The sequence below is a fragment of the Stenotrophomonas maltophilia group sp. RNC7 genome (assembly GCF_030910085.1).
GTDB classification, from domain to species: domain Bacteria; phylum Pseudomonadota; class Gammaproteobacteria; order Xanthomonadales; family Xanthomonadaceae; genus Stenotrophomonas; species Stenotrophomonas sepilia.
Window position 1 is genome coordinate 93,405 of the sequence record NZ_JAVFVN010000867.1, and the last position, 21,205, is coordinate 114,609.

Sequence of the window (21,205 nt, forward strand, 5' to 3'; positions counted from 1 at the left end):
GCAATCCGGGCCGGTTCCGGCCGGGTAGTCACAAACATGTCATCAAACCGTAGTCTACTGGCACCAGTCCAGTAACCGAGCCCTACGGTGTCCTCGTGCAGAAACGCATCCTGATCGTCGATGACGAGCCCGCGATCCGTGAAATGGTCGCCTTCGCCCTTCGCAAGGGCGATTACGAACCGGTCCACGCCGGCGATGCCCGGGAGGCCCAGACCGCGATCGCCGATCGCGTTCCCGACCTGATCCTGCTGGACTGGATGCTGCCCGGCACCAGCGGCCTGGACCTGGCCCGTCGCTGGCGCAAGGAAACGCTGACCCGCGAAGTGCCGATCATCATGCTGACCGCCCGCGGCGAAGAGAACGATCGCGTCGGTGGCCTCGAGGCCGGTGTCGATGACTATGTGGTCAAGCCGTTCTCGGCACGCGAACTGCTGGCCCGCATCCGCGCGGTCATGCGCCGCGCCCGCGAAGATGACGAGGACGGCAGCGTAGCCGTCGGCCCGATCCGTATCGACGGCGCCGCCCATCGCGTGTTCGCCAACGACCAGCCGGTGCCGATCGGCCCGACCGAATACCGCCTGCTGCATTTCTTCATGACCCACCCGGAGCGCGTCTACACCCGCGCGCAGCTGCTGGACCATGTGTGGGGCGGCAGCGTTTACGTGGAGGAACGCACCATCGACGTGCATATCCGCCGCCTGCGCAAGACGCTGGAGCCGTTCAACGCCGAGAACATGGTGCAGACCGTGCGCGGCGCCGGCTATCGCTTCTCCACTGCCACCTGAGTCTCGTCGTGCCGGCACCGCGCACCTGCAGGTGCCGGTGCCGGCAACTCTGCTATAACCCTCGGTTCACCCCAGTGAACCGCCGCACCTCAACGACGAGATCGCAATGCCCCGCCACATCCGCTCTGCCTGGTTGAAGACCCTGGCCACCGTTGCCGCGGTGCTGCTGTTCGCCGGACTGGTGGGGTGGTTCACGGGCCATCTGTGGTTGTGCATCGCACTGGGCGCGCTGGCGACCCTGGCCTGGCATTACTGGCGCCTGCGCAGCGTTCTGCGCCGGCTGACCGCTCGCCAGCGCTGGGACACCGCCGAAGAAGGCACCGGCGTCTGGAACGAACTGGACCGCCTGCTGTACCGCAACCAGGTGGAAATGCGCGTGCGCAAGCGCCGCCTGCTGGACATGCTGCGCAGCTACCGCGCCGCCGCCGCCGCGCTGCCCGATGCTGTCGTCGTGCTGGATCGCAACAGCCAGCGCGTGCAGTGGTTCAACGAAGCGGCCACCGCCCTGCTCGGCCTGCACCATCCCGGCGACCTTGGCGAGGCCCTGGTCGAGCGCCTGCAGCCGATGCCGCTGGCGCACTGGCTGGCCGGTGGCCGCAATGCCGAGCCCATCCTGGACGTACCCTCGCCGGTCGATCCGGCGATCCGCCTGAACCTGCGCCTGATTCCCTATTCGTCGGACTACTGGCTGCTGATCGCGCGTGACGTCAGCAAGCTGCTGCGCCTGGAGCAGGTGCGGCGGGATTTCGTCGCCAACGTTTCACACGAGCTGCGCACGCCGCTCACCGTGGTCCACGGCTACCTGGACATGATGGACCCGGAGGATTTCCCGGGAACCGGACCGATGCTGGAAGAAATGCGCAAGCAGAGCCAGCGCATGGCCCAGCTGGTGGAAGACCTGCTGACCCTGTCGCGCCTCGAATCGCAGGAACACAGCGAGGACGAGACCGTGGCCATGCAGCCGATGCTGGCCACCCTGCGCCGCGAAGCCGAAGCGCACAGCCAGGGCCGCCACCAGATCAGCATCGACGACCTGGCAGGCGTTGACCTTCAGGGCTCGACCAAGGAGCTGCACAGCGCGTTCTCCAACCTGGTCACCAATGCGGTGCGCTATACGCCGGCCGGTGGCCGCATCGCGGTGGAGTTCCGCCGCGAGGGCGACGGTGCGGTGCTGGCCGTGCGCGATTCCGGCTACGGCATTCCCGCCACGCACCTGCCGCGCCTGACCGAACGCTTCTACCGTGTCTCCAGCAGCCGCTCCCGCGAAAGCGGTGGCACCGGCCTGGGCCTGTCCATCGTCAAGCACATCCTCGGCCTGCACCACGCACGGCTGGAAATTGAAAGCGAAGTCGGCAAGGGCTCGGTGTTCTCCTGCCATTTCGATGCCGACCACGTGCGCCCGCGCGAGTCCGCCCCCCTGACCTCCATCGAAGAATGACGCCATGAGCAGCCTCGGATCCCTCCCCCTCCCCGTGAGCCCGGACAACGATCCGTTGCGCGACCCGGCGCTGTACATCAATCGCGAACTGTCACAGCTGGATTTCAACTTCCGCGTGCTGGCCCAGGCGATGGACCCGCAGGTGCCGCTGCTGGAGCGCCTGCGCTTCATGTGCATCTCCTGCACCAACCTCGACGAGTTCTTCGAGATCCGTGCCGCCGCCGTGCGCCACGCGCAGGAGTACGGCCTGCCACCCGCACCGGACGGGATGAGCCCGCAGGCCATCCTGAGCGCCATCCATGACCGCGCCGCCGAACTGGTGGACCAGCAGTACCGTTGCTGGAACGAGACGCTGCGGCCGGCGCTGATGGAGGCCGGCATCGGCGTGCTCGGCCGCCACTCCTGGACCGACCGCCAGAAGCGCTGGCTGCGCGCCTACTTCCGCAACGAGATCATGCCGGTGCTGTCGCCACTGGGCCTGGACCCGGTGCACCCGTTCCCGAAGATCCTCAACAAGTCGCTGAACATCGTGGTGGTGCTCAAGGGCACCGATGCGTTCGGCCGCGCCGGCCACCTGGCCATCGTGCGCGCGCCGCGCTCGCTGCCGCGCATCATCCAGCTGCCGGAGAAGCTGGGCGGATCGCAGAACTTCGTGTTCCTCTCGTCGGTGCTGTCGACCTTCGTCGATGAGCTGTTCCCGGGCATGGAAGTCCAGGGCGCCTACCAGTTCCGCGTCACCCGCAATTCCGAGCTGGTGGTGGACGAGGAGGAAGTGGAGAACCTGGCGCTGGCGCTGCGCGATGAACTGGTCGACCGCGGCTACCGGCCGGCGGTGCGCCTGGAGATCGCTCAGGACATGCCACGCGACATCGTGCGCACCCTGCTGCAGAACTTCGGCCTGACCGAGAACGCGGTGTACCGCATCGACGGCCCGGTCAACCTCAATCGCATCATCCAGCTGTACGACCTGATCGCGCAGCCGGACCTGAAGTACCCGCCGATGACACCGCGCACGCTGCGCGACAGCGACGGCATCTTCGAGACCACGGCGCGCCAGGACCTGCTGCTGCACCACCCGTTCGATGCCTTCACCGCGGTGCTGGACCTGATCCGGCAGGCGGCGATAGATCCGAACGTACTGGCGATCAAGCAGACCCTGTACCGCACCGGCAAGGATTCGCTGATCGTCGACGCGCTGATCCAGGCCGCACGCAACGGCAAGGACGTGACCGTGGTGGTCGAACTGCGCGCCCGCTTCGACGAAGAAGCCAACCTCGGCCTGGCCGATCGCCTGCAGGAAGCCGGCGTGCAGGTGGTGTACGGCGTGGTCGGCTACAAGACCCACGCCAAGATGCTGCTGATCGTGCGCCGCGAGGGCCGCAAGCTGCGCCGCTACGTGCACCTGGGTACCGGCAACTACCACAGCGGCACCGCCCGCGCGTATACCGACATCAGCCTGATCACCGCCGATGCGGACATCGGCAATGACGTGCACCTGCTGTTCCAGCAGCTGTCCGGGCTGGCGTCGAAGATGAAGCTCAAGCGCCTGCTGCAGTCGCCCTTCACCCTGCACACCGGCATCCTCGGCCGCATCGAGCGCGAGACGCGCATCGCCGCCGCCGGCCGCCCGGCGCGGATCATCGCCAAGATGAACGCACTGAACGAACCGCAGGTGGTGCGCGCGCTGTACGCCGCGTCGCAGGCCGGCGTGCAGATCGACCTGATCATCCGCGGCGCCTGCACGCTGCGACCGGGCGTGCCGGGCATCTCGGACAACATCCGCGTGCGCTCGATCGTCGGCCGCTTCCTGGAACACAGCCGGGTCTACTGGTTCGGCAACGACGGCGCACCGGAAATGTACTGCGCCAGCGCGGACTGGCTGGAACGCAACCTGCTGCGCCGGGTCGAGACCTGCTTCCCGATCCTCGATCCGGAACTGGCCAAGCGGGTCTACCGCGAAGTCCTGCAGAACTACCTTGACGACAACCTCAACGCCTGGGAACTGGATGCCGACGGCATCTACCACAAGCGTGCCCCGGCCCACGACGAAGCGCCGCATTCGGCACAGATGGCGTTGATGCAGGGGCTCTGACCCGGTGTGTCGACCAGGGTCGACACCTACCAGGAGCGGGAGGTGCCGCCCCCTTGCAGTCCCGCCGCGCTCCCCTCTTCCAAAATGTGAAGGCCGCGCGGTGACGAGCACACCGCCCCTTCGGCTAACATTCGTCCATGCCGCACACCACCACGACTCCGCCCGCATTGCAGGATGGCGACCTGCTGGCCGCCATCGACCTTGGCTCCAACAGTTTCCACATGGTCATCGCGCGCTATACGCTCGGCCAGCTGCGGGTGATCGACCGCCTGCGCGAGACGGTGCGCATGGCCGATGGCCTGGATGGCAAGGGTGGTCTCTCTTCCGCTGCACGCCAACGTGCACTGGAATGCCTGGCCCGCTTCGGTCAGCGCATCCGCAATGTGCCGCCGCACCGGGTGCGCGCGCTGGCCACCAATACTGTGCGCCAGCTGCGCTCGCCGCAGTCGTTCCTGGTACCGGCCGAAACCGCACTGGGGCATGCCATCGAAGTGGTCAGCGGGCGCGAAGAAGCGCGCCTGATCTACCTGGGCGTGGCCCACGCGCAACCGCCCAAGCCCGGCCAGCGCCGGCTGGTGATCGACATCGGCGGTGGCTCCACTGAGTTCATCATCGGCATGGGCATGCAGACCCTGGAGCGCGAAAGCCTGCAGGCCGGCTGCATCGCCAGCACCCGGCGCTTTTTCCCCGGCGGCAAGCTGAGCAAGAAGCGCTGGAAGGACGCGCTGGCCGAGATTGGCCGCGAGTTCCAGCCTTTCGCCAGCAAGTACCGCGCGCTGGGCTGGCAGGAAGCGTTGGGCTCTTCGGGCACGCACAAGGCGATCAGCGAGATCTGCGCGACGATGAAGCTGAGCAAGGGCGCCATCACCGCCGAGGCCCTGCCGCAGCTGCGCGATGAACTGCTGAAGGCCAAGAAGATCGAGGACATCCAGCTGCCGGGCCTGTCCAGCGACCGCCGCCCGATCATCGCCGGCGGCATCCTGGTGCTGGAAGCGGCCTTCCAGGCGCTGGGCCTGCAGAAGCTGCTGGTCAGCAAGGCGGCGATGCGCGAAGGCATCCTGTATGACATCGTCGGCCGCGCCGGCGAAAACGACCTGCGTGACGAATCGGTGGCTGCGCTCAGCCAGCGCTACGGTATCGATACCGTCCAGGCCGAGCGCGTGCAGGACACCGCGCTGTCCCTGCTGGAACAGGTGCAGGAGCGCTGGAGGCTCGATGCCGACGATGCGCGCATGCTCGGCTGGGCCGCGCGCCTGCACGAGCTGGGCCTGATGATCGCGCACAGCGGCTACCACGTGCATGGCAGCTATGTGCTGGAACACTCGGATATCGCCGGCTTCTCGCGCCAGGAGCAGCAGATGCTGGCGGCTCTGGTGCGCAGCCACCGCCGCAGCGTGACCAAGACCGCCTTCGACGCCCTGCCCGAGCGACTGCTGCTGACCGCACGCCGGCTGGCGGCCCTGCTGCGGCTGGCGGTGCTGCTCAACCGCGCCCACGAAGACGATCCGCTGCCGGCACTGGAATTGACCGCCGACGACAACCGGCTGTCGCTGATCGTGCCGCAGGCCTTCATCGATGCCCGCCCGCTGCTGCGCGCGGACCTGATCGGCGAGACCGATGGCATCGCCGGGCTGGGCATCCAGTTCCGTCCGTTCGTGGCCTGAATACGCTGTCCGCTGTTGTCCACAGGACAACTGGGGTGACGCATTTCCCACTCCCACTTTGCGCAGTCTGGCGGTTTTTTGTGCTGCTCCGCAACACAACGGTGTGCTGTGGGCAATCGCTGCCATCACGTAAGCACCTGCTTTTGTTCACGTTTTGTGAAGACTGGCGCGGCCGCGTGACATAAATGGATACGAACTCTTTACAGAGCATTAACTAACGAGACTACTATCGGGTCACCGGCTCGGTCATCGACCCTGCTGGCTCCTTCGACGCCCGCTTTGGCGTCCTGTGCACGACCTGAGAGAGAGAGAGCTCGCCATGACTTCACGCACCACCGCACTGGGGCAGGCCATCCGCTACGCCCTGGCTACCACTGCAGCGCTGGCGGCGCTGCCCGCGTTTGCCCAGGAAGGCAGCAACGCCAACCCGACCAACCTCGACCGCATCGAGATCACCGGCTCGCGCATCCGCCAGGTGGACGTGGAAACCGCACAGCCGGTGTTCGCGATCAGCCGCAACGACATCGAAAAGCAGGGGTTCAGCTCGGTTGCCGACATCCTGCAGAACGTCACCGCGATGGGCAGCCCGACCATCAGCCGCGCCAATGCGCTGACCGCAGGCGAGAACGCGGGCGGCACCTACATCGACATGCGCAACCTGGGCACCCAGCGCACCCTGGTGCTGGTCAACGGCAAGCGCCTGGGCATCAGCACGTCCGGCTACCAGGACATCTCCACGCTGCCGGTGTCCGCCGTGGAACGCATCGAGGTGCTGAAGGACGGCGCCTCTGCGATCTATGGCTCCGACGCCATGGCCGGCGTGGTGAACATCATCACCCGTTCCAATGTCACCGGTGTGACTGCCAACGTCTACCACGGCCAGTACAGCCAGGGCGACGGCGCGCGTGACCGCTTCGACGTGGTCGCCGGCTGGAGCAACGATCGCGTGTCGTTGACCCTGTCCGCCGAGCATGCCGAAGAGAAGGGCGTGTGGGCGCGCGATCGCGGCTTCAGCAAGTACGGCATGACCGATCGCCATCCGTACGACAGCAGCAACTGGACCACGATCAGCCAGTACGGCCAGTTCACCGGTCTGCGAGGCCCGGGCTGTACCGCCACTGCGGGTTGCGGCTATTCCCTCAACCGCGGCGCGGATCCCACCAACCCGGCCAATTACCACCTCACCGATACCACGCCTTTCACCGGTGACGTGAGCAACGCCAACGACCAGATGCATGTGATGTATCCGGTCAAGCGCGACTCGGTCTATTTCGACGGCCGCTTCAAGATCACCGACAACGTCAACTTCCGCACCGAGCTGGGCTACAACAAGCGTGAGTCCACCCGCCAGATCGCGGGCTATCCGCTGCAGTCGAGCACCGCCGGTGTCGGCTCGATGTCGATCAACAGCTACTTCAACCCGTTCGGCCGCCAGCACGGTTACGCCAACCCGACCGCCGTGGCCTGGAACCGCCGCACCTGGGAAGTGCCGCGCGTGACCACCAGCGAGCTGAAGACCTACCGCGCGGTGGCGTCGTTCGACGGTTCGTTCGAGATCGGCAGCCGCTACTTCGACTGGGAAGTGGGCTACCAGTACAACCGCAATGAACTGGAATCGGTGGCGACCGGCAACCTGCACAAGGGTCGCGTCGCCGGCGGCGTCGGCCCGTCGTTCTACAACGCCGCTACCGGCAAGGTGCAGTGCGGTACCGCAGCTGCACCGATCTCCTATGACGTGTGCAAGCCGTGGAACCCGTTGGTTCCGTACGGCACGACGGCTGCCGATGGCCTGTACGGCAACGAAGAACTGCAGGCGTGGCTGTTCCCGGAAGAGATCACCAAGGGCCGCACCACCTCCAAGAACTTCTTTGCCAACATCGCTGGCAGCATCGTGACCCTGCCGGCTGGCGACCTCGGCTTCGCCTTCGGCGTGGAAAGCCGCAAGGAAGAAGGCAAGTACACCCCGGATGCCCTGGCCCAGACCGGCGCTACCACCAACCTGGCCGCAGGCCCGACCGGCGGTGACTACACCGTCAACGAGGCCTACCTGGAAGTGAACGTTCCGGTGCTGGCCGACCTGCCGGGCGCGAAGGAACTGACCTTCAATGGCGCAACCCGCTTCTCGGACTACAACACCTTCGGCAACACGCTCAACAGCAAGTTCGGCTTCAAGTGGAAGCCGATCGACTCGCTGATGGTGCGTGGCACCTGGGCCGAGGGCTTCCGTGCACCGACCATCAGCGACCTGTTCGGTGGTGGCTCGGAGACCTTCGCGCAGTTCAGCGATCCGTGCGACACCCGTTTCGGTTCATCGGCCTCCAGCGCCGAAGTCCGTGCACGTTGCGCACGCGACATCGCCAATGCGAATACCTTCCGCCAGCTGCGCCAGGGCGGCACCCCGGTGAACACGTCGACGGACGCGACGCCGGTGCCGTTCACCTCCGGGTCCAACCCGCTGCTGACGCCGGAAACCTCGACCAGCAAGACCCTGGGCCTGGTCTGGAGCCCGAGCTTCATCCAGGGCTTCAACGCCTCGCTGGACTGGTGGAAGATCCGCATCGACAACACGATCATCGCCGACACGCCGACCCAGATCCTGCAGGACTGCTACGAGTCGGGCATCGAAGCGCGCTGCTCGCGCTTCCAGCGTGACCCGGTGACCGGCATCGTGACCAACCTGAAGTTCGGCAACCGCAACGCGGGCTTCATGGAAACCGAAGGCTACGACCTGGACGTGAGCTACCGTCTGGACACCCGGTTCGGCAAGTTCAACGTGAACTCGGCCACCACCTACGTGTCCAGTGCGACCTACCGCACCTCCAACGACAACTCGATCGTTCCGATCGTCACCAACGGCATCGGCAGCGCCTTCCGCGTCCGTTCCAACCTGGTGCTGGGCTACGAGCGGGGCAACTTCGGCGCGAGCTGGACCGCGCGTTACTACTCGGGCGTGAAGGAAACCTGCTCGAACATCGCGCTGTACCCGGACGAATGCTCGGATCCGGGTGTGTATGCACCGTGGTACAAGGGCGCCCGCAACTACAACGAGCGTGGTGCGGTCACCTTCCACGACGTGCAGGTGCGTTACTCGCTGCCGTGGGATGCCACCGTGTCGGTCGGTGCCAACAACGTGTTCGAAAAGACCGGCCCGATCATGTACAGCAAGCCGAACTCGGCCTTCTCGTACTACGGTGGCTACGACATCGGCCGCTTCGTCTACATGAAGTACCAGCAGCGCTTCTGATCCATCGCGCTGTGACATGAAGCACCAGGACCACGGCCCTTCGGGGCCGTGGTTTTTTGTTGGCCGCAGCGCCCCTGCGGTGGCCGGCGCCCCCGTCATCTGACGGTCGCAAAGCGGTCATGTCGGCTACATCGCCAGGCCCGAGCATGCCGGAAACCGGGAGGCCCGCCATGCGCTATGCCATCGTCACCGAGACCTATCCGCCGGAAGTCAACGGCGTCGCCCTCACCGTACAGGGCCTGGAGCAGGGTCTGCGTGCAGCCGGACACGAGATCGACCTCGTCCGCCCCCGCCAGTCCACCGAAGCGCTGGATTCGGCACCCGGCACCTTGCTGGTTCCCGGCGCTGCCCTGCCCCGCTACCCCGGCCTGCGCTTCGGCCTGCCAGCCCCGATCCGGCTGGGCCGCCATTGGCAGAATCAGCGTCCGGATGCGGTCTACATCGCCACAGAAGGTCCACTCGGCTGGTCGGCACTGCGTACCGCACGTCGCCTCGGCATTCCGGTCGCCAGCGGCTTCCACACCCGCTTCGACGAGTACTTGCCCGACTATGGCGTGGCATGGCTGCAGGCCGCGGCCATGCGCTGGATGCGCCGCTTCCACAACCAGGCGGACGCTACCCTGGTACCGACCCGCGAACTGCAGCAGTTCCTCGGCGAACAGGGCTTCGAACGCGTGCGCCTGCTGGCCCGTGCGGTGGACAGCCAGCAGTTCGATCCAGGCCGGCGCGACCCTGCACTACGCGAGGAATGGGGCGTGGATGGCAACGGCCTGGTGGCGATCTATGTCGGCCGCATTGCTGCCGAGAAGAACCTCGGCCTGGCGGTGAAGGCATTCCGCCGCCTGCAGCAGATCCGGCCCAAGGCACGCTTTGTATGGGTGGGTGACGGCCCGGCCCGCGAGAAGCTGGCACATGAAAATCCCGATTTCATCTTCTGTGGCATCCAGCGCGGCGATGCGCTGGCCCGCCACTTCGCCAGCGGCGATCTGTTCCTGTTCCCCAGCCGCAGCGAGACATTCGGCAACGTGACTCTGGAAAGCATGGCCAGCGGTGTGGCCACCGTGGCCTTCGACTACGGCGCCGCGCGTGAGTACCTGCGCAACGGCGAGAACGGCGCAGCGGTGGACAGCGACGAGCAGTTCATCGAGGCCGCCGTGCAACTGGCCGCCGATGACGCGAAACGCCACGAACTGGGCGGCAATGCTGCACGCGCGATGAAGCGATTGCATCCACAGCAGGTGGTGGCCGAGTTCGATGCGTTGCTGGCCGAGCTTGCGCAGTCGCGGAGGAGCGGCCATGCGCACCACGCCGCTTGAACTGCTGGCAGGGCGCGAGGCGCGCTTGTGCCGGCGGGCGAACCATTACTGCCGGCGCCGCCGCGTGCTCCGCCTGTTCTCGGTCATCAGCCGTCTCGGCGATGGCGTGTTCTGGTATGTGCTGATGGCCGCGCTGGTGGTGCTGGATGGCTTCGATGGCCTGCGCGCCTCGGTGCACATGGCCGCCACCGGCCTGGCCGCATTGCTGCTGTACAAGGGCCTCAAGCGCTGGACGAGGCGCCCGCGGCCTTACGCGGCCGACCTGCGCATCCGCGCCTGGGTGGCGCCGCTGGACGAGTTCAGTTTCCCCTCCGGGCACACCCTGCACGCGGTGTCGTTCACCATCGTGGCACTGGCCTACTACCCGTGGCTGGCACCGCTGCTGGTGCCGTTCACCTGTGGCGTTGCGCTGTCGCGGGTGGTCCTGGGCCTGCACTATCCTTCCGATGTGCTCGCCGCCACGGGCATCGCCGTCCTGCTGGCTTCGGCCAGCCTGACCTGGCTGCCGCTGCCGGTGTAGCCCAGGGATCAGATCGCTTTCCCATCCGAAAGGGATCCGACCGCGCGACTCCCGCGGCGCTACCATCATCATTGATGGCCTAGAATGCAGGCATGACCACGTTGTTCATTTCCGACCTGCACCTGGACCCCAGCCGTCCGGAGATCACCGACCTGTTCCTGCGCTTCCTGCGCGAGCAGGCGCCCGGCGCCGATGCGCTGTACATTCTCGGCGACCTGTTCGAGGCCTGGATCGGCGACGACACGCCCTCTCCGGCCGCTGATGCGGTGGCCGATGCGTTGAAGGTGCTGTCCGACGGCGGCGTGCCCGTGTACTTCATCCGCGGCAACCGCGATTTCCTGCTTGGCGAGGATTACGCGCGCCGTGCCGGCCTGCGCATCCTGCCCGACCCGTGCGTGATCGAGCTGTACGGCCGCCCGGTGCTGCTGCAGCATGGTGACCTGCTGTGCACCGATGACATCCCCTACCAGCAGTTCCGTGCGCAGACCCGCGACCCGGTGTTCCAGGCGCAGTTCCTGTCGCAGCCGCTGGCCGCACGCATCGCCTTCGCGCAGAAGGCGCGCGAGGCCAGCCAGGCCCGCCAGTCGGAAATGAAGCAGGGCGATCGTGCACAGTTCGAAACCGTCACCGACGTGGCTCCGGCCGAAGTCGATGCCACCTTTGTCCGCCACGACGTGGACACCATGATCCACGGTCACACGCACCGCCCGGCGATCCACACGCTGCAGGCCGGCGGGCGCGCCTGCACCCGCATCGTGCTGGGCGACTGGTACGAACAGGGCTCGGTGCTGCGTGTGGATGCCAGTGGCTGGTCGCTGGATACCCTGCCCCGCGGGTAATTCCCGCCGGCAGGAAATCCGCGGCCGCACAAGGCGGCCGCGGACAGTACAGACTCAGCGGAAGGCCGCGATGGTGGCCTTGGTGTTGACCAGCACGCGCTGGTTGTCAGCGGTACTGGCATTGCCCATCGGGATGCCGTTGTAGCTGATGTTCGGGTTGGACCAGTAGTTCAGGCGCGGGCAGCTGCGGGTGCAGTTGTAGGCCATGATCGTGCGCCAGCCGGTGCCGCTGGACGGCTCATAGCGGTAGCCGTGGCCATAGGCGTAGGGCGATGTGCTCGGGTCGGTAGCGATGTCATGCCGCGCGCTCTGCAGGTGGCCGATCTCATGCGCGAATGAGTAGTAGCCGGTCGCGCAATCCCAGTACACCGCCGCGAACGCCGTCGACGCGGTCGAGCCGATCCCCGAGGCCAGGCCGCAGTAGGCACTGTTGTTGATCAGCAGCACGCCGACATCGGCCGCGGTGGTGTTGCGGCTGGTGTGGATGCTGTCCATGTAGCCGTCGCTGGTGCCACGGAAACGCGACAGGTCGGTGGTGAAGTTGCCGGACTCGCTGTAGCTGGTGGTCTCGTAACCGGCCAGTTGCAGCGTCAGGCCGACATTGCTGTTGCCGTAGCCCTGGTTGGACTCGGCCACCGCCAGCTGCACCAGCGACTGCATGTTGCCGCCATAGGCGGCGACGGCGGCATTGGTCGCCACCACCAGCACACGGATGGTCGCCGGCGTACCGGACGATGCCTGCGCGATGCCGATGCGATCGTTGTTGCCCATCGGGATCTTCGGCAGCTGGTTGTAGTCGGCCGGATGGTCGGCCGGCATCCGCGATTCATCCACTTCCACCAGCACGTGGCGGTTGCCCAACGGGCGCAGGCGATACAGCTTTCCCTCCTTGCGGATCGAGCCGGTGATGGTGTCGCCCGAGCGCACCAGGATCAGCGAATTGCCGGGGTCGTCCTGGCCGTTGGAGGTGGCCGCGGTCAGCTTGTCCGAGGGCGAACGGAACTGGCCGTACCAGATGCTGCCGCCATCGGGCAGTGCTTCGACCCTGCTGCGCACCGCCTGCACCCGCTGGCCGAGCAGTTCGAATTCCAGCTGCGGTTGTGCAGTGGCGGCTGCATCGACACGCACTTCCTGTACCGTCGCCGTGGACGGGGTGGCCAGCAGCTTGCCCAGTGCGGGCTCGCTGTTTGCCGATGCGCGGCTGATGACCGTCACCGGCTCGAACAACGGTGCCGCATGCGCGACCGCTGCCACCGACAAACCCAACACCAGGCCACCTGCCGCTTTGCCAATCGATCTGGACAACATTGCGTCGCTCCTTGAATGATGTGAACAGCGTTGATGCAGCACGACCCGGTTTGCCGGGTTTGGCCATATGGCCTGCGCGGGGCGTGTGAATTCAATAGGCGAGAGAAGTGAAAATCAGGATTTGTGATCGACCGCATCTGGGTTAAGTAAGGTCAAAAGCGTCACTACACGTCGCCAATACACCGCTTTCGCGCTACCGTGACGCAGCCACGACGGGGAATGCACATGGCACCATCGCTGGACACGGACGAAGATGTCGGCTTGCTGCGGATCGGGCTGTTCTTCGATGGCACCCGCAACAACGCACACAACCTGGCCCGTGGCAGGCCCCAGCCGCCGCAGCCGCGCCCGGCGCAGCTGCGTGCGGATGACGATTCGACCTACCAGAGCCGGTTGACCAGCAGCTACGACAATGGCCTGACCAACATCGCCCGCCTGCAGCAGCTGTACCCGGACAGCCGCAGCGGGACATCGGCGGCCCCCTCGCTGTCGATCTACGTGGAAGGTGTCGGTACCCGCGATGACGCCGACGACGACCTGATCGGACTGGCGTTCGGCATTGGCGCCAGTGGTGTGCGCGCCAAAGTGCGACGCGCGCTGCAGGTGCTGCTGCCGGCAGCACTGGGTGCACTCGCTACGCGCTGGCAGCGACCACTGCGTGGCGTGCAGCTGGATCTGTTCGGCTTTTCACGGGGTGCGGCCGCCGCGCGCGATGTGGCCAACCAGTTGCAGGCCTGGGATCGCACCCGCTGGCGGCAGCTGTTGCAGGCCGCTGGCCTGTCCTGCACAACGGACTTCGCCCCGGCCGATCCGCCGCTGCGCTTCATCGGCCTGTTCGACACGGTGGTTGCGGTCAGCGGTGGCCGTGCCGACGAACAACCTCATCTCGCGCTGCATGCAGGCGTTGCCAGGCAGGTGCTGCAACTGAGCGCGCGTGACGAGCATCGCCAGCACTATCCATTGACCAGCGTGGCGCCAGCGTTCACCGAGATCGCCCTGCCCGGCGTACACGCCAACATCGGCGGCGGCTACAACCAGCTCGAAGAAGGGCCCAAGCTGCTCAGTCGCCCGCGCCGGCAGCTGCTGCGCCGCCCGAGCGTGGCCGAGTACCAGACGCCACCGCTGGCGATCCTGCAGGCGACCACGGCCTACGCCGAGGCACAGGCCGACGCCGAGCGCTGGCGGCAGCAGTTGGGCCTGGACCAAAGGGAAGTCTGGGTGGATGTCTGGCACCAGTGGCAGCAACAGCGTCGCGCCGGCAGCCGCAGCGTAGTGCTGTCACCGGTGCTGTACGTGACGGCGGCCGTGGTGTTGCGCCGGCGCATCGACTGGCGCTACCAGCTGATCGCGCTTCAGGTGATGCAGCAGCATGCCATCGATGCCGGCGTGCAATGGACGGCCAATGCCAACGCAGTCCCCGGCTGGGAGCTGCCGTCGGCCCTGCAACCGATCGCACGACGGCTGGTGGCCGGACAGCCACTGACGCAAACCCAGGAGGCGCTGTTGCGACGGCGTTACCTGATGCAGTCGGCGCACTGGAACTTCGACGCGCTGGGCGACACCGCACTGACCTACGCTGCCGACGCCGGCGTCAGCGAGCTGCCGTACCGGCCGGGCCCCGGCCTGTTCTACATCAACCGGCCCACCGTGGATGGCAAGCGCGTGGTGCTGCCCAACGCATGAAAAAGGGGACGGAGGGGATTAAGTCGTTTTGGCACAAACGACTTGATCCCTCCGTCCCCTTTTCTTCAACCGGCCTGCTCGACCAGGTTGGAGAGTTCGTCCGCATCGAATCCGGCCAGCAGGCGCGCTTCCATGTTGAACGGCCCATGCAGGTAGCCGCCGGCGTACTCCACCAGCAGCTCCTTGAAACGCGCGCGCGGCTCGACACCGGCGCGGTCGCAGTACCAGCGATACCAGCGCGAACCGGCGGCAACATGCGCTACTTCCTCACGCAGGATCACCTCCAGCACATCGGCGGTTTCGCCATCGCCGACATTGCGCAGCTTCTCGATCATGCCCGGGGTGACGTCAAGGCCACGCGCTTCCAGCACGCGCGGCACCAGCGCCATGCGCGCCAGGCCGTCATGCGCGGTCTTTTCGCACATTTCCCACAGACCGTTGTGTGCGGGGAAATCCGCATAGTCGTGGCCATGCACCTGCAGGCGCTCGCGCAGCAGCATGAAATGCCGCGATTCGTCATCGGCACAGCTGACCCAATCAGCATGGAACGCCGACGGCAGGCCCCGGAACCGGTACACCGCGTCCCAGGCCAGGTCGATCGCGTTGAGCTCGATATGGGCAATCGCGTGGATGAAGGCAGCCCGCCCTTCCACGCCGCCCAGTCCACGCCGTGGCACCTCGCGCGGATGCACCAGCACCAGTCGTCCCGGACGACCCGGCATGCAGATCGGATCCGGCGGCGGCGCATCCGCGGCCACCTTCAGGCGACCGGCACGGAACGCGGCCGCATACGCCCGGGTCAATGCGACCTTGCGCAGCGGATCGGCTTCAGCCAGGCACTGCTGCGCAGCGCGCAGCAGGTCGCCACCAACGTCGGGCACATCCACCACGCCTGATCCTCAGGCGCGACGCTTGTGCTTGGCATCGTCCGAACGCAACTGCTGGATGCGCTCGAAGTAGCCCGGCTCGATACCGGTCGGGTAGTGGCCGTTGAAGCAGGACGAATCGAAGCTGCGCAGCGCCGGGTTGCCTTCGCTCACCGCCGCTTCCATGTCTTCCAGGTCCTGGTAGATCAGCCAGTCGCAGCCCAGGTGGGCCTCGATCTCTTCCACCGTGCGGTTGTGCGCGACCAGCTCTTCGGCCGCCGGCATGTCGATGCCGTAGATGTTCGGGTAACGCACCGGCGGCGCGGCGCTGGCCAGGTAGACCTTGCGCGCGCCGGCATCACGGGCCATCTGCACGATCTGCTGGCTGGTGGTGCCACGCACGATCGAATCGTCCACCAGCAGCACCACGCGGTTGCGGAACTCCAGGTGGATCGGGTTGAGCTTGCGGCGCACCGACTTCACGCGTTCACCCTGCCCCGGCATGATGAAGGTGCGGCCGATGTAGCGGTTCTTGATGAAGCCTTCGCGGTACTTCACCCCGAGCACATTGGAGATCTCCAGCGCGGCATCGCGCGAGGTATCCGGGATCGGGATGATGGTGTCGATGTCATGGTCCGGGCGCAGGCGCAGGATCTTCTCGCCCAGCTTGATGCCCATGCGCATGCGTGCCTTGTGCACCGAGACGTTGTCGATCATCGAATCCGGGCGTGCGAAGTACACGTATTCGAAGATGCATGGTGTGTGCTCGGCCGGCTCGGCGCAGATTTCCGAGAACAGCTCGCCGCGCGCGGTGATCACCAGCGCTTCGCCCGGCTGCACGTCACGCACGCGCTGGAAACCCAGCACGTCCAGTGCGGCCGATTCGGACGCCACGATGTACTCGTCGCCTTCTGCGTGGCTGCGCTTGCCCAGCACCAGCGGGCGGATGCCATGCGGGTCGCGGAAGGCCACCAGGCCCAGGCCCAGCACCACGCTGACCACTGCATAGCCGCCCTTGCAGCGGCGATGCACGCCGGCCACCGCGCGGATCGCGGCTTCCGGGCTGAGCTGGCGCTGCTGCTCCAGTTCGTAGGCGAACACGTTCAACAGCACTTCGCTGTCCGAATCGGTGTTGACGTTGCGCCGGTCCTGTTCGAACACCTGCTGGCGCAGCGCCTCGGTGTTGATCAGGTTGCCGTTGTGGGCCAGCGCGATGCCGTAAGGCGAATTCACGTAGAACGGCTGTGCCTCGTCCATGCCTTCCGAACCTGCCGTCGGATAGCGCACGTGCGCGATGCCGACGCTGCCTTCCAGCGTGGACATGGTACGGGCGTCGAACACATCGCGGACCAGGCCGGTGGCCTTCTGCACCCGCAGGCGGCTGCCATTGGCGGTGGCGATACCTGCCGCGTCCTGGCCGCGGTGCTGGAGAACGGTCAAGCCGTCATACAACTGCCCGGCGACGTTCTGGTTGCCGACGATTCCGACGATGCCACACATGGTGCGAGGTCTCCGCTGGGCTGTGCCCAGTTACAAGGAAGGTGGCCGTACCTGGCCGCGGTGGTCGCCGCGCCTGCGGTCGACATTGGCCGGATCGTCCGGCTCGATACTGTCCGGCAGTGCTGGGGCGTCCGGGCGCACTTCGGCCGGATCGTATGCATCGCCCTGTTCCGCTTTCGCAGGCCGCAGCCATCCGCTGCCTGCCACTACCTGGTTAAGGATGCCATTATCGCCTGCCGCGCCCGGCTTTCCCAACCCGGCGCCTGCGTTCTTCCCCATTTCCATCAATGCAGATGGGGACAGCATGTCGGTCGGCAAGGCCTTGGGCAGCATATCGGCGCCCGGTACCTGCCAGCGCGGCAGCTTCCCGTTCATCCAGGTCACGGCCGGATTCAGCACCGGGCGAACCGCCGAGCGCTTCCAGGAGGGCTCGGCGGTCAGCGGGGTGAAGCCGGCCAGCAGCACCAGGATCGCCGCGATCAGGCCACCTCGCACGGCCCCCAGTACACCGCCCAGCAACCGGTCCAGGCTGGTCAGCATGCTGCGGTGGATCATCGCCTTGATGACCATGCCGATCACCGCGACCACGATCATCACGCCAATGCCCACGCCCAGGTAGCCGCCGACGAAATGTTCGCCGCCAGGTGCGGCGGGCGCCGCCCACCAGCGCGCGGCATCGTTGCCGAAGGCGAAGGCCGCCCACGCGGCCAGCAGCCACGACAACGTGCCGATGACGATTCCCACGAAGCCACGCAGCATCCCGAGCAGGGTCGAGGCGGCGATCACGATCAGCAGCACCACGTCGATCATGGCGCCCCGCTCCTTCGGCGGCGCTGGCAACGGGCCTGCGCGTCGGTCATGGGTGCGGTCGGACCATGCCGGCGACGCCAACCTTGGCGGCGACCTGCGCCTTCAGCTGTTCGGCGTCAGCCCGGTTGGCCACCGGTCCGACACGGACGCGATGCAGGGTGCCCTTTTCGGTACGCACCTGCTCGACGAAGGCGCTGAAGCCGGCAGCACGGACCTTGTCACGCAGCGCATTGGCATCGCTGGCCTGACCGAACGCGCCCAGCTGCACGGCGAAGCCGACGCCGCTGGCCGCCGGTGCAGCCGGCGTGGTCGGTGCCGTCGCCGGCTTGCTGGCGGTGGCCTCCGGCTTCGGCTCGGACTTCGGGGCTTCGGGCTTCGGCGGCTCGGGCTTGGCCGCCGGAGTGGCCGTCGCAGTCGGCGGCAGGCTTTCGCTGCGCACCGGGTTGCTGCTGGCGGACGGCGAGGTGGCTGCCGACGGGGTACTGGCACTTGGCGTAGCCGGTGCCGGTGCCGGTGCCGGGGTAGCTGCCACAGGGGCGCTGCTGCCCGTTGCGGCATCCAGGGTGATCACTTCGGCCTTCACATCGGCGCGGATCTTCACCGCCTGCAGCCGGGCCGCCTCGGCCTGTGCACGGTCGGCATACGGCCCCACGCGCACACGCCATGCCTGACGGCCGTTGATGGTAGTCGCTTCTGCGAAGCCCGGCAGCTGCGAGCGCTGCAGGTAGGCGATCACGGCATCGGCGTCGGCCTTGCTGCCGTATGCGCCGAAAGTGACGGCGTAGTTGCCGGCGGCAACCGCCGGGGACGTGTCCACGGTCGGTGGCGTGGCCGGCGTGGCGGCTTCCTGCAGCGGCTTGGCCTGCCCGGTCTGCAGGCCGGTAGCCCCACCGGCCGGGGCCACCAGCGGCAGTTCACGGGTTTCGAACTGGCCATCGGCCGGTGCATCCGGCGCGGCGATCGGCACCGAGGCCACGCCGCTGTCCGGTGCAGGCCCCTTGACCAGCATCGGCAGGAAAATCACGGCCAGTGCAACCAGCACGATGGCACCAATCAGACGCTGTTTCAGAGGCGTATCCACGTGAGGCGGCAACTGTCCGGAGGTTGCGGTCGATTATACGGGTGCCGGACCGGACGGCGTCGGGATTGGCTGAACGTGGCTCAGGCGCTGCCCTGCAACCACTGCAATGCGGCGGCAGCGGTATGGAAGGAGCCAAACACCAGTACGCGGTCACCGCGCTCGGCCCGGGCCAGTACCTGCGCCAGCGCCTGTTCGACCGAAGCGGCCAGCTGCGCGCTGCCAGCAGCGGTCTCGGCCAGGCGCGCCTGCAACTGGTCGGCACTCTGGCCACGTGGGCCGTCCAGGCCGGCAAGGGTCCACTCGGCAACCACGCCCTGCAATGCCTGCACCACACCCACCGCGTCCTTGTCCTGCAATGCGGCATACACCGCCAAGGTGCGCCCGGCCGACGCCTCGGCCTTCAGCGCGCGCGCCAGCTGGCCCGCCGCCTGCGGGTTGTGCCCGACGTCGACGCGGATCTGCACACCGCCACGCTCGAACGCCTGCAGGCGGCCCGGAATGCGCGCCGCCGCGATACCGGCGGCCCACGCCGCGCGCGGCACCGGCTTGTCCAGCGCGCGCAGCGCGGCGATGGCCGCACCGGCATTGGCCAGCTGGATCGGGCCGGCCAGCGCCGGGGTCGGCAGTTCCATGCGCAGGCCGACATCGCGCCAGCGCCAGCGCTGGGCGTCGATCGGCTCGTAGAAGTAATCGCTGCCGCCGCGGATCGCGTTGGCACCGACCAGGTAGGCACGCGCGAGCACGCTCGAGGGCGGGTCGGTCTCGCCCAGGATCACCGGCTTCCAGCCGCGGATGATGCCGGCCTTCTCGGTGCCGATCGCCTCGCGGTCCTCGCCCAGCCATTCCGCGTGGTCGATGTCCACGGTGGTGATCACCGCCACGTCGGCGTCGACGATGTTGACCGCATCCAGGCGGCCGCCCAGGCCCACTTCCAGCACCGCCAGGTCCAGCCCGGCGTCGGCGAACAGCTGCAGCGCAGCCAGCGTGCCGTACTCGAAATAGGTCAGCGTGGTCTCGCCACGCGCGGCCTCGACCGCACTGAACGCAGCGACCAGCGCGGCATCGTCCACGTCCTGGCCGTCGATGCGCACGCGCTCGTTGTAGCGCAGCAGGTGCGGCGAGGTGTACGCGCCGACCTTCCAGCCGGCGGCACGTGCAATGGCTTCGATGAAGGCCACGGTGGAGCCCTTGCCGTTGGTGCCACCGACCACGATGGTGCGCTTGCCCGGCGCCCCCAGGCCCATCGCCGTGGCCACGGCGCGCACGCGCTCCAGGCCCATGTCGATGCTCGCCGGATGCTGGCGTTCAATGTAGTCCAGCCAGTCGGCCAGGGTGGTCGGGGTGTTCGTCACGGCAGCGGTTCCAGCAGAAGCAGTTGGTGCGAGGGGATCGATCAGAGTGCGCGGTGCTTGGCTTCGCCGAAGAACGGCGTGTGGTGGGCGCAGTCGTTCAGGCGCACCACTTCCAGGCTGTCAAGGTCGGCGCCTTCGAGCAGGTTGAGCGTGGTCGGTGCCTGGCGGAAGGTCCACAGGCGGGAGATCGGCAGGCCCAGCACCTTGCACAGGATCACGCGGTTCACCGCGTCGTGGGCGACCACCAGCAGGGTGTCGTGCTCGCCGAGGCCGTCGGTGGCGCGGGCCAGGCCGCGCCAGCTGCGCTCCAGCACCAGGCGCAGCGATTCGCCGCCGGGCATCAGCACGGTATCCGGCTCCTCGCGCCACGCCTTCAGGCGCGACGGATCCTTCTCGTGGATCTCGCTGGCCAGCAGGCCTTCCCACTCACCATGGGCGATTTCCTGCAGCTCCGGCTCGGTCAGCAGCATGTCGACACGGGCGGCACCCAGTGCCAGCTGCGCGGTGCGCTGCGCGCGCGACAGCGGCGAGGCAACGGCACGGGTGATGTCCACCGAGGCCAGGCGGGCACCCAGGGCCTGGGCCTGGGCTTCGCCGATCGGCGAAAGCGGGATGTCGATCTGGCCCTGGTAGCGGCCTTCGGCGTTCCACGGCGTTTCGCCGTGGCGGGCAAGCAGGATGCGCATGCGTGCAAGGGGTCCTGGGGG

The 21,205-nt window shown here is 67.1% G+C and carries 16 protein-coding genes; 9 read left to right on the plus strand and 7 right to left on the minus strand.

The window, feature by feature from the left end; genetic code table 11:
• The first annotated feature begins 95 nt into the window (after window positions 1-95).
• From phoB to lpxH, 8 genes are all read left to right on the plus strand, one after another.
• A complete protein-coding gene (phoB, locus tag RCF13_RS21095; RefSeq protein ID WP_005408258.1) occupies window positions 96-785 on the plus strand; it encodes a phosphate regulon transcriptional regulator PhoB in 690 nt (229 codons plus the stop codon).
• A 106-nt stretch (window positions 786-891) separates the two neighbouring features.
• Window positions 892-2,223 (plus strand): phosphate regulon sensor histidine kinase PhoR, encoded by a 1,332-nt coding sequence (gene phoR, locus RCF13_RS21100; RefSeq protein WP_061479944.1) that lies wholly within the window; start codon window positions 892-894, stop codon window positions 2,221-2,223.
• Window positions 2,224-2,227: 4 nt separating this feature from the next.
• Complete coding sequence (gene ppk1, locus RCF13_RS21105; RefSeq protein WP_134968698.1) at window positions 2,228-4,315, plus strand: polyphosphate kinase 1; 2,088 nt, start codon at window positions 2,228-2,230, stop codon at window positions 4,313-4,315.
• Window positions 4,316-4,452: 137 nt separating this feature from the next.
• Window positions 4,453-5,979, plus strand: a complete 1,527-nt coding sequence (gene ppx, locus RCF13_RS21110; protein WP_134968697.1) for an exopolyphosphatase — start codon at window positions 4,453-4,455, stop codon at window positions 5,977-5,979.
• Between the two features lie 319 nt (window positions 5,980-6,298).
• Window positions 6,299-9,223: a TonB-dependent receptor gene (locus tag RCF13_RS21115; protein WP_061479942.1), complete on the plus strand. Its 2,925-nt coding sequence runs from the start codon at window positions 6,299-6,301 to the stop codon at window positions 9,221-9,223.
• A gap of 170 nt (window positions 9,224-9,393) precedes the next feature.
• Window positions 9,394-10,539, plus strand: a complete 1,146-nt coding sequence (locus RCF13_RS21120; protein WP_053500127.1) for a glycosyltransferase family 1 protein — start codon at window positions 9,394-9,396, stop codon at window positions 10,537-10,539.
• Window positions 10,520-11,059 (plus strand): phosphatase PAP2 family protein, encoded by a 540-nt coding sequence (locus RCF13_RS21125; protein WP_134968696.1) that lies wholly within the window; start codon window positions 10,520-10,522, stop codon window positions 11,057-11,059. The genes RCF13_RS21120 and RCF13_RS21125 overlap by 20 nt, the downstream gene beginning before the upstream one ends.
• Window positions 11,060-11,151: 92 nt before the next feature.
• Window positions 11,152-11,898 (plus strand): UDP-2,3-diacylglucosamine diphosphatase, encoded by a 747-nt coding sequence (gene lpxH, locus RCF13_RS21130; RefSeq protein ID WP_231352567.1) that lies wholly within the window; start codon window positions 11,152-11,154, stop codon window positions 11,896-11,898.
• A 54-nt stretch (window positions 11,899-11,952) separates the two neighbouring features.
• On the opposite strand, the gene RCF13_RS21135 is transcribed toward lpxH, so the two are convergent.
• Window positions 11,953-13,206: a M12 family metallo-peptidase gene (locus tag RCF13_RS21135; protein ID WP_134968695.1), complete on the minus strand. Its 1,254-nt coding sequence runs from the start codon at window positions 13,204-13,206 to the stop codon at window positions 11,953-11,955.
• 225 nt (window positions 13,207-13,431) lie between these two features.
• Here RCF13_RS21135 and RCF13_RS21140 point away from each other — a divergent pair, with 225 nt between their 5' ends.
• Window positions 13,432-14,889 carry a DUF2235 domain-containing protein gene (locus RCF13_RS21140; protein WP_134968694.1) on the plus strand — a complete coding sequence of 486 codons (1,458 nt, stop codon included), beginning with the start codon at window positions 13,432-13,434 and terminating at the stop codon, window positions 14,887-14,889.
• Between the two features lie 65 nt (window positions 14,890-14,954).
• On the opposite strand, the gene RCF13_RS21145 is transcribed toward RCF13_RS21140, so the two are convergent.
• The 6 genes from RCF13_RS21145 to RCF13_RS21170 form a co-directional block, all read right to left on the minus strand.
• Entirely contained in the window at window positions 14,955-15,779 is an 825-nt protein-coding gene (locus tag RCF13_RS21145; protein WP_134968693.1) for a ferritin-like domain-containing protein, read from the minus strand.
• A gap of 9 nt (window positions 15,780-15,788) precedes the next feature.
• Window positions 15,789-17,255 carry an amidophosphoribosyltransferase gene (gene purF, locus RCF13_RS21150; RefSeq protein WP_049414284.1) on the minus strand — a complete coding sequence of 489 codons (1,467 nt, stop codon included), beginning with the start codon at window positions 17,253-17,255 and terminating at the stop codon, window positions 15,789-15,791.
• 30 nt (window positions 17,256-17,285) lie between these two features.
• Complete coding sequence (locus tag RCF13_RS21155; protein WP_134968692.1) at window positions 17,286-18,065, minus strand: CvpA family protein; 780 nt, start codon at window positions 18,063-18,065, stop codon at window positions 17,286-17,288.
• 46 nt (window positions 18,066-18,111) lie between these two features.
• Entirely contained in the window at window positions 18,112-19,146 is a 1,035-nt protein-coding gene (locus RCF13_RS21160; protein ID WP_231352566.1) for an SPOR domain-containing protein, read from the minus strand.
• Window positions 19,147-19,226: 80 nt separating this feature from the next.
• A complete protein-coding gene (gene folC, locus RCF13_RS21165) occupies window positions 19,227-20,498 on the minus strand; it encodes a bifunctional tetrahydrofolate synthase/dihydrofolate synthase (protein ID WP_065185782.1) in 1,272 nt (423 codons plus the stop codon).
• Window positions 20,499-20,539: 41 nt separating this feature from the next.
• On the minus strand, window positions 20,540-21,184 hold the full coding sequence (locus RCF13_RS21170) for a histidine phosphatase family protein (RefSeq protein ID WP_134968340.1): 645 nt from the start codon (window positions 21,182-21,184) through the stop codon (window positions 20,540-20,542).
• Window positions 21,185-21,205 lie beyond the last annotated feature (21 nt).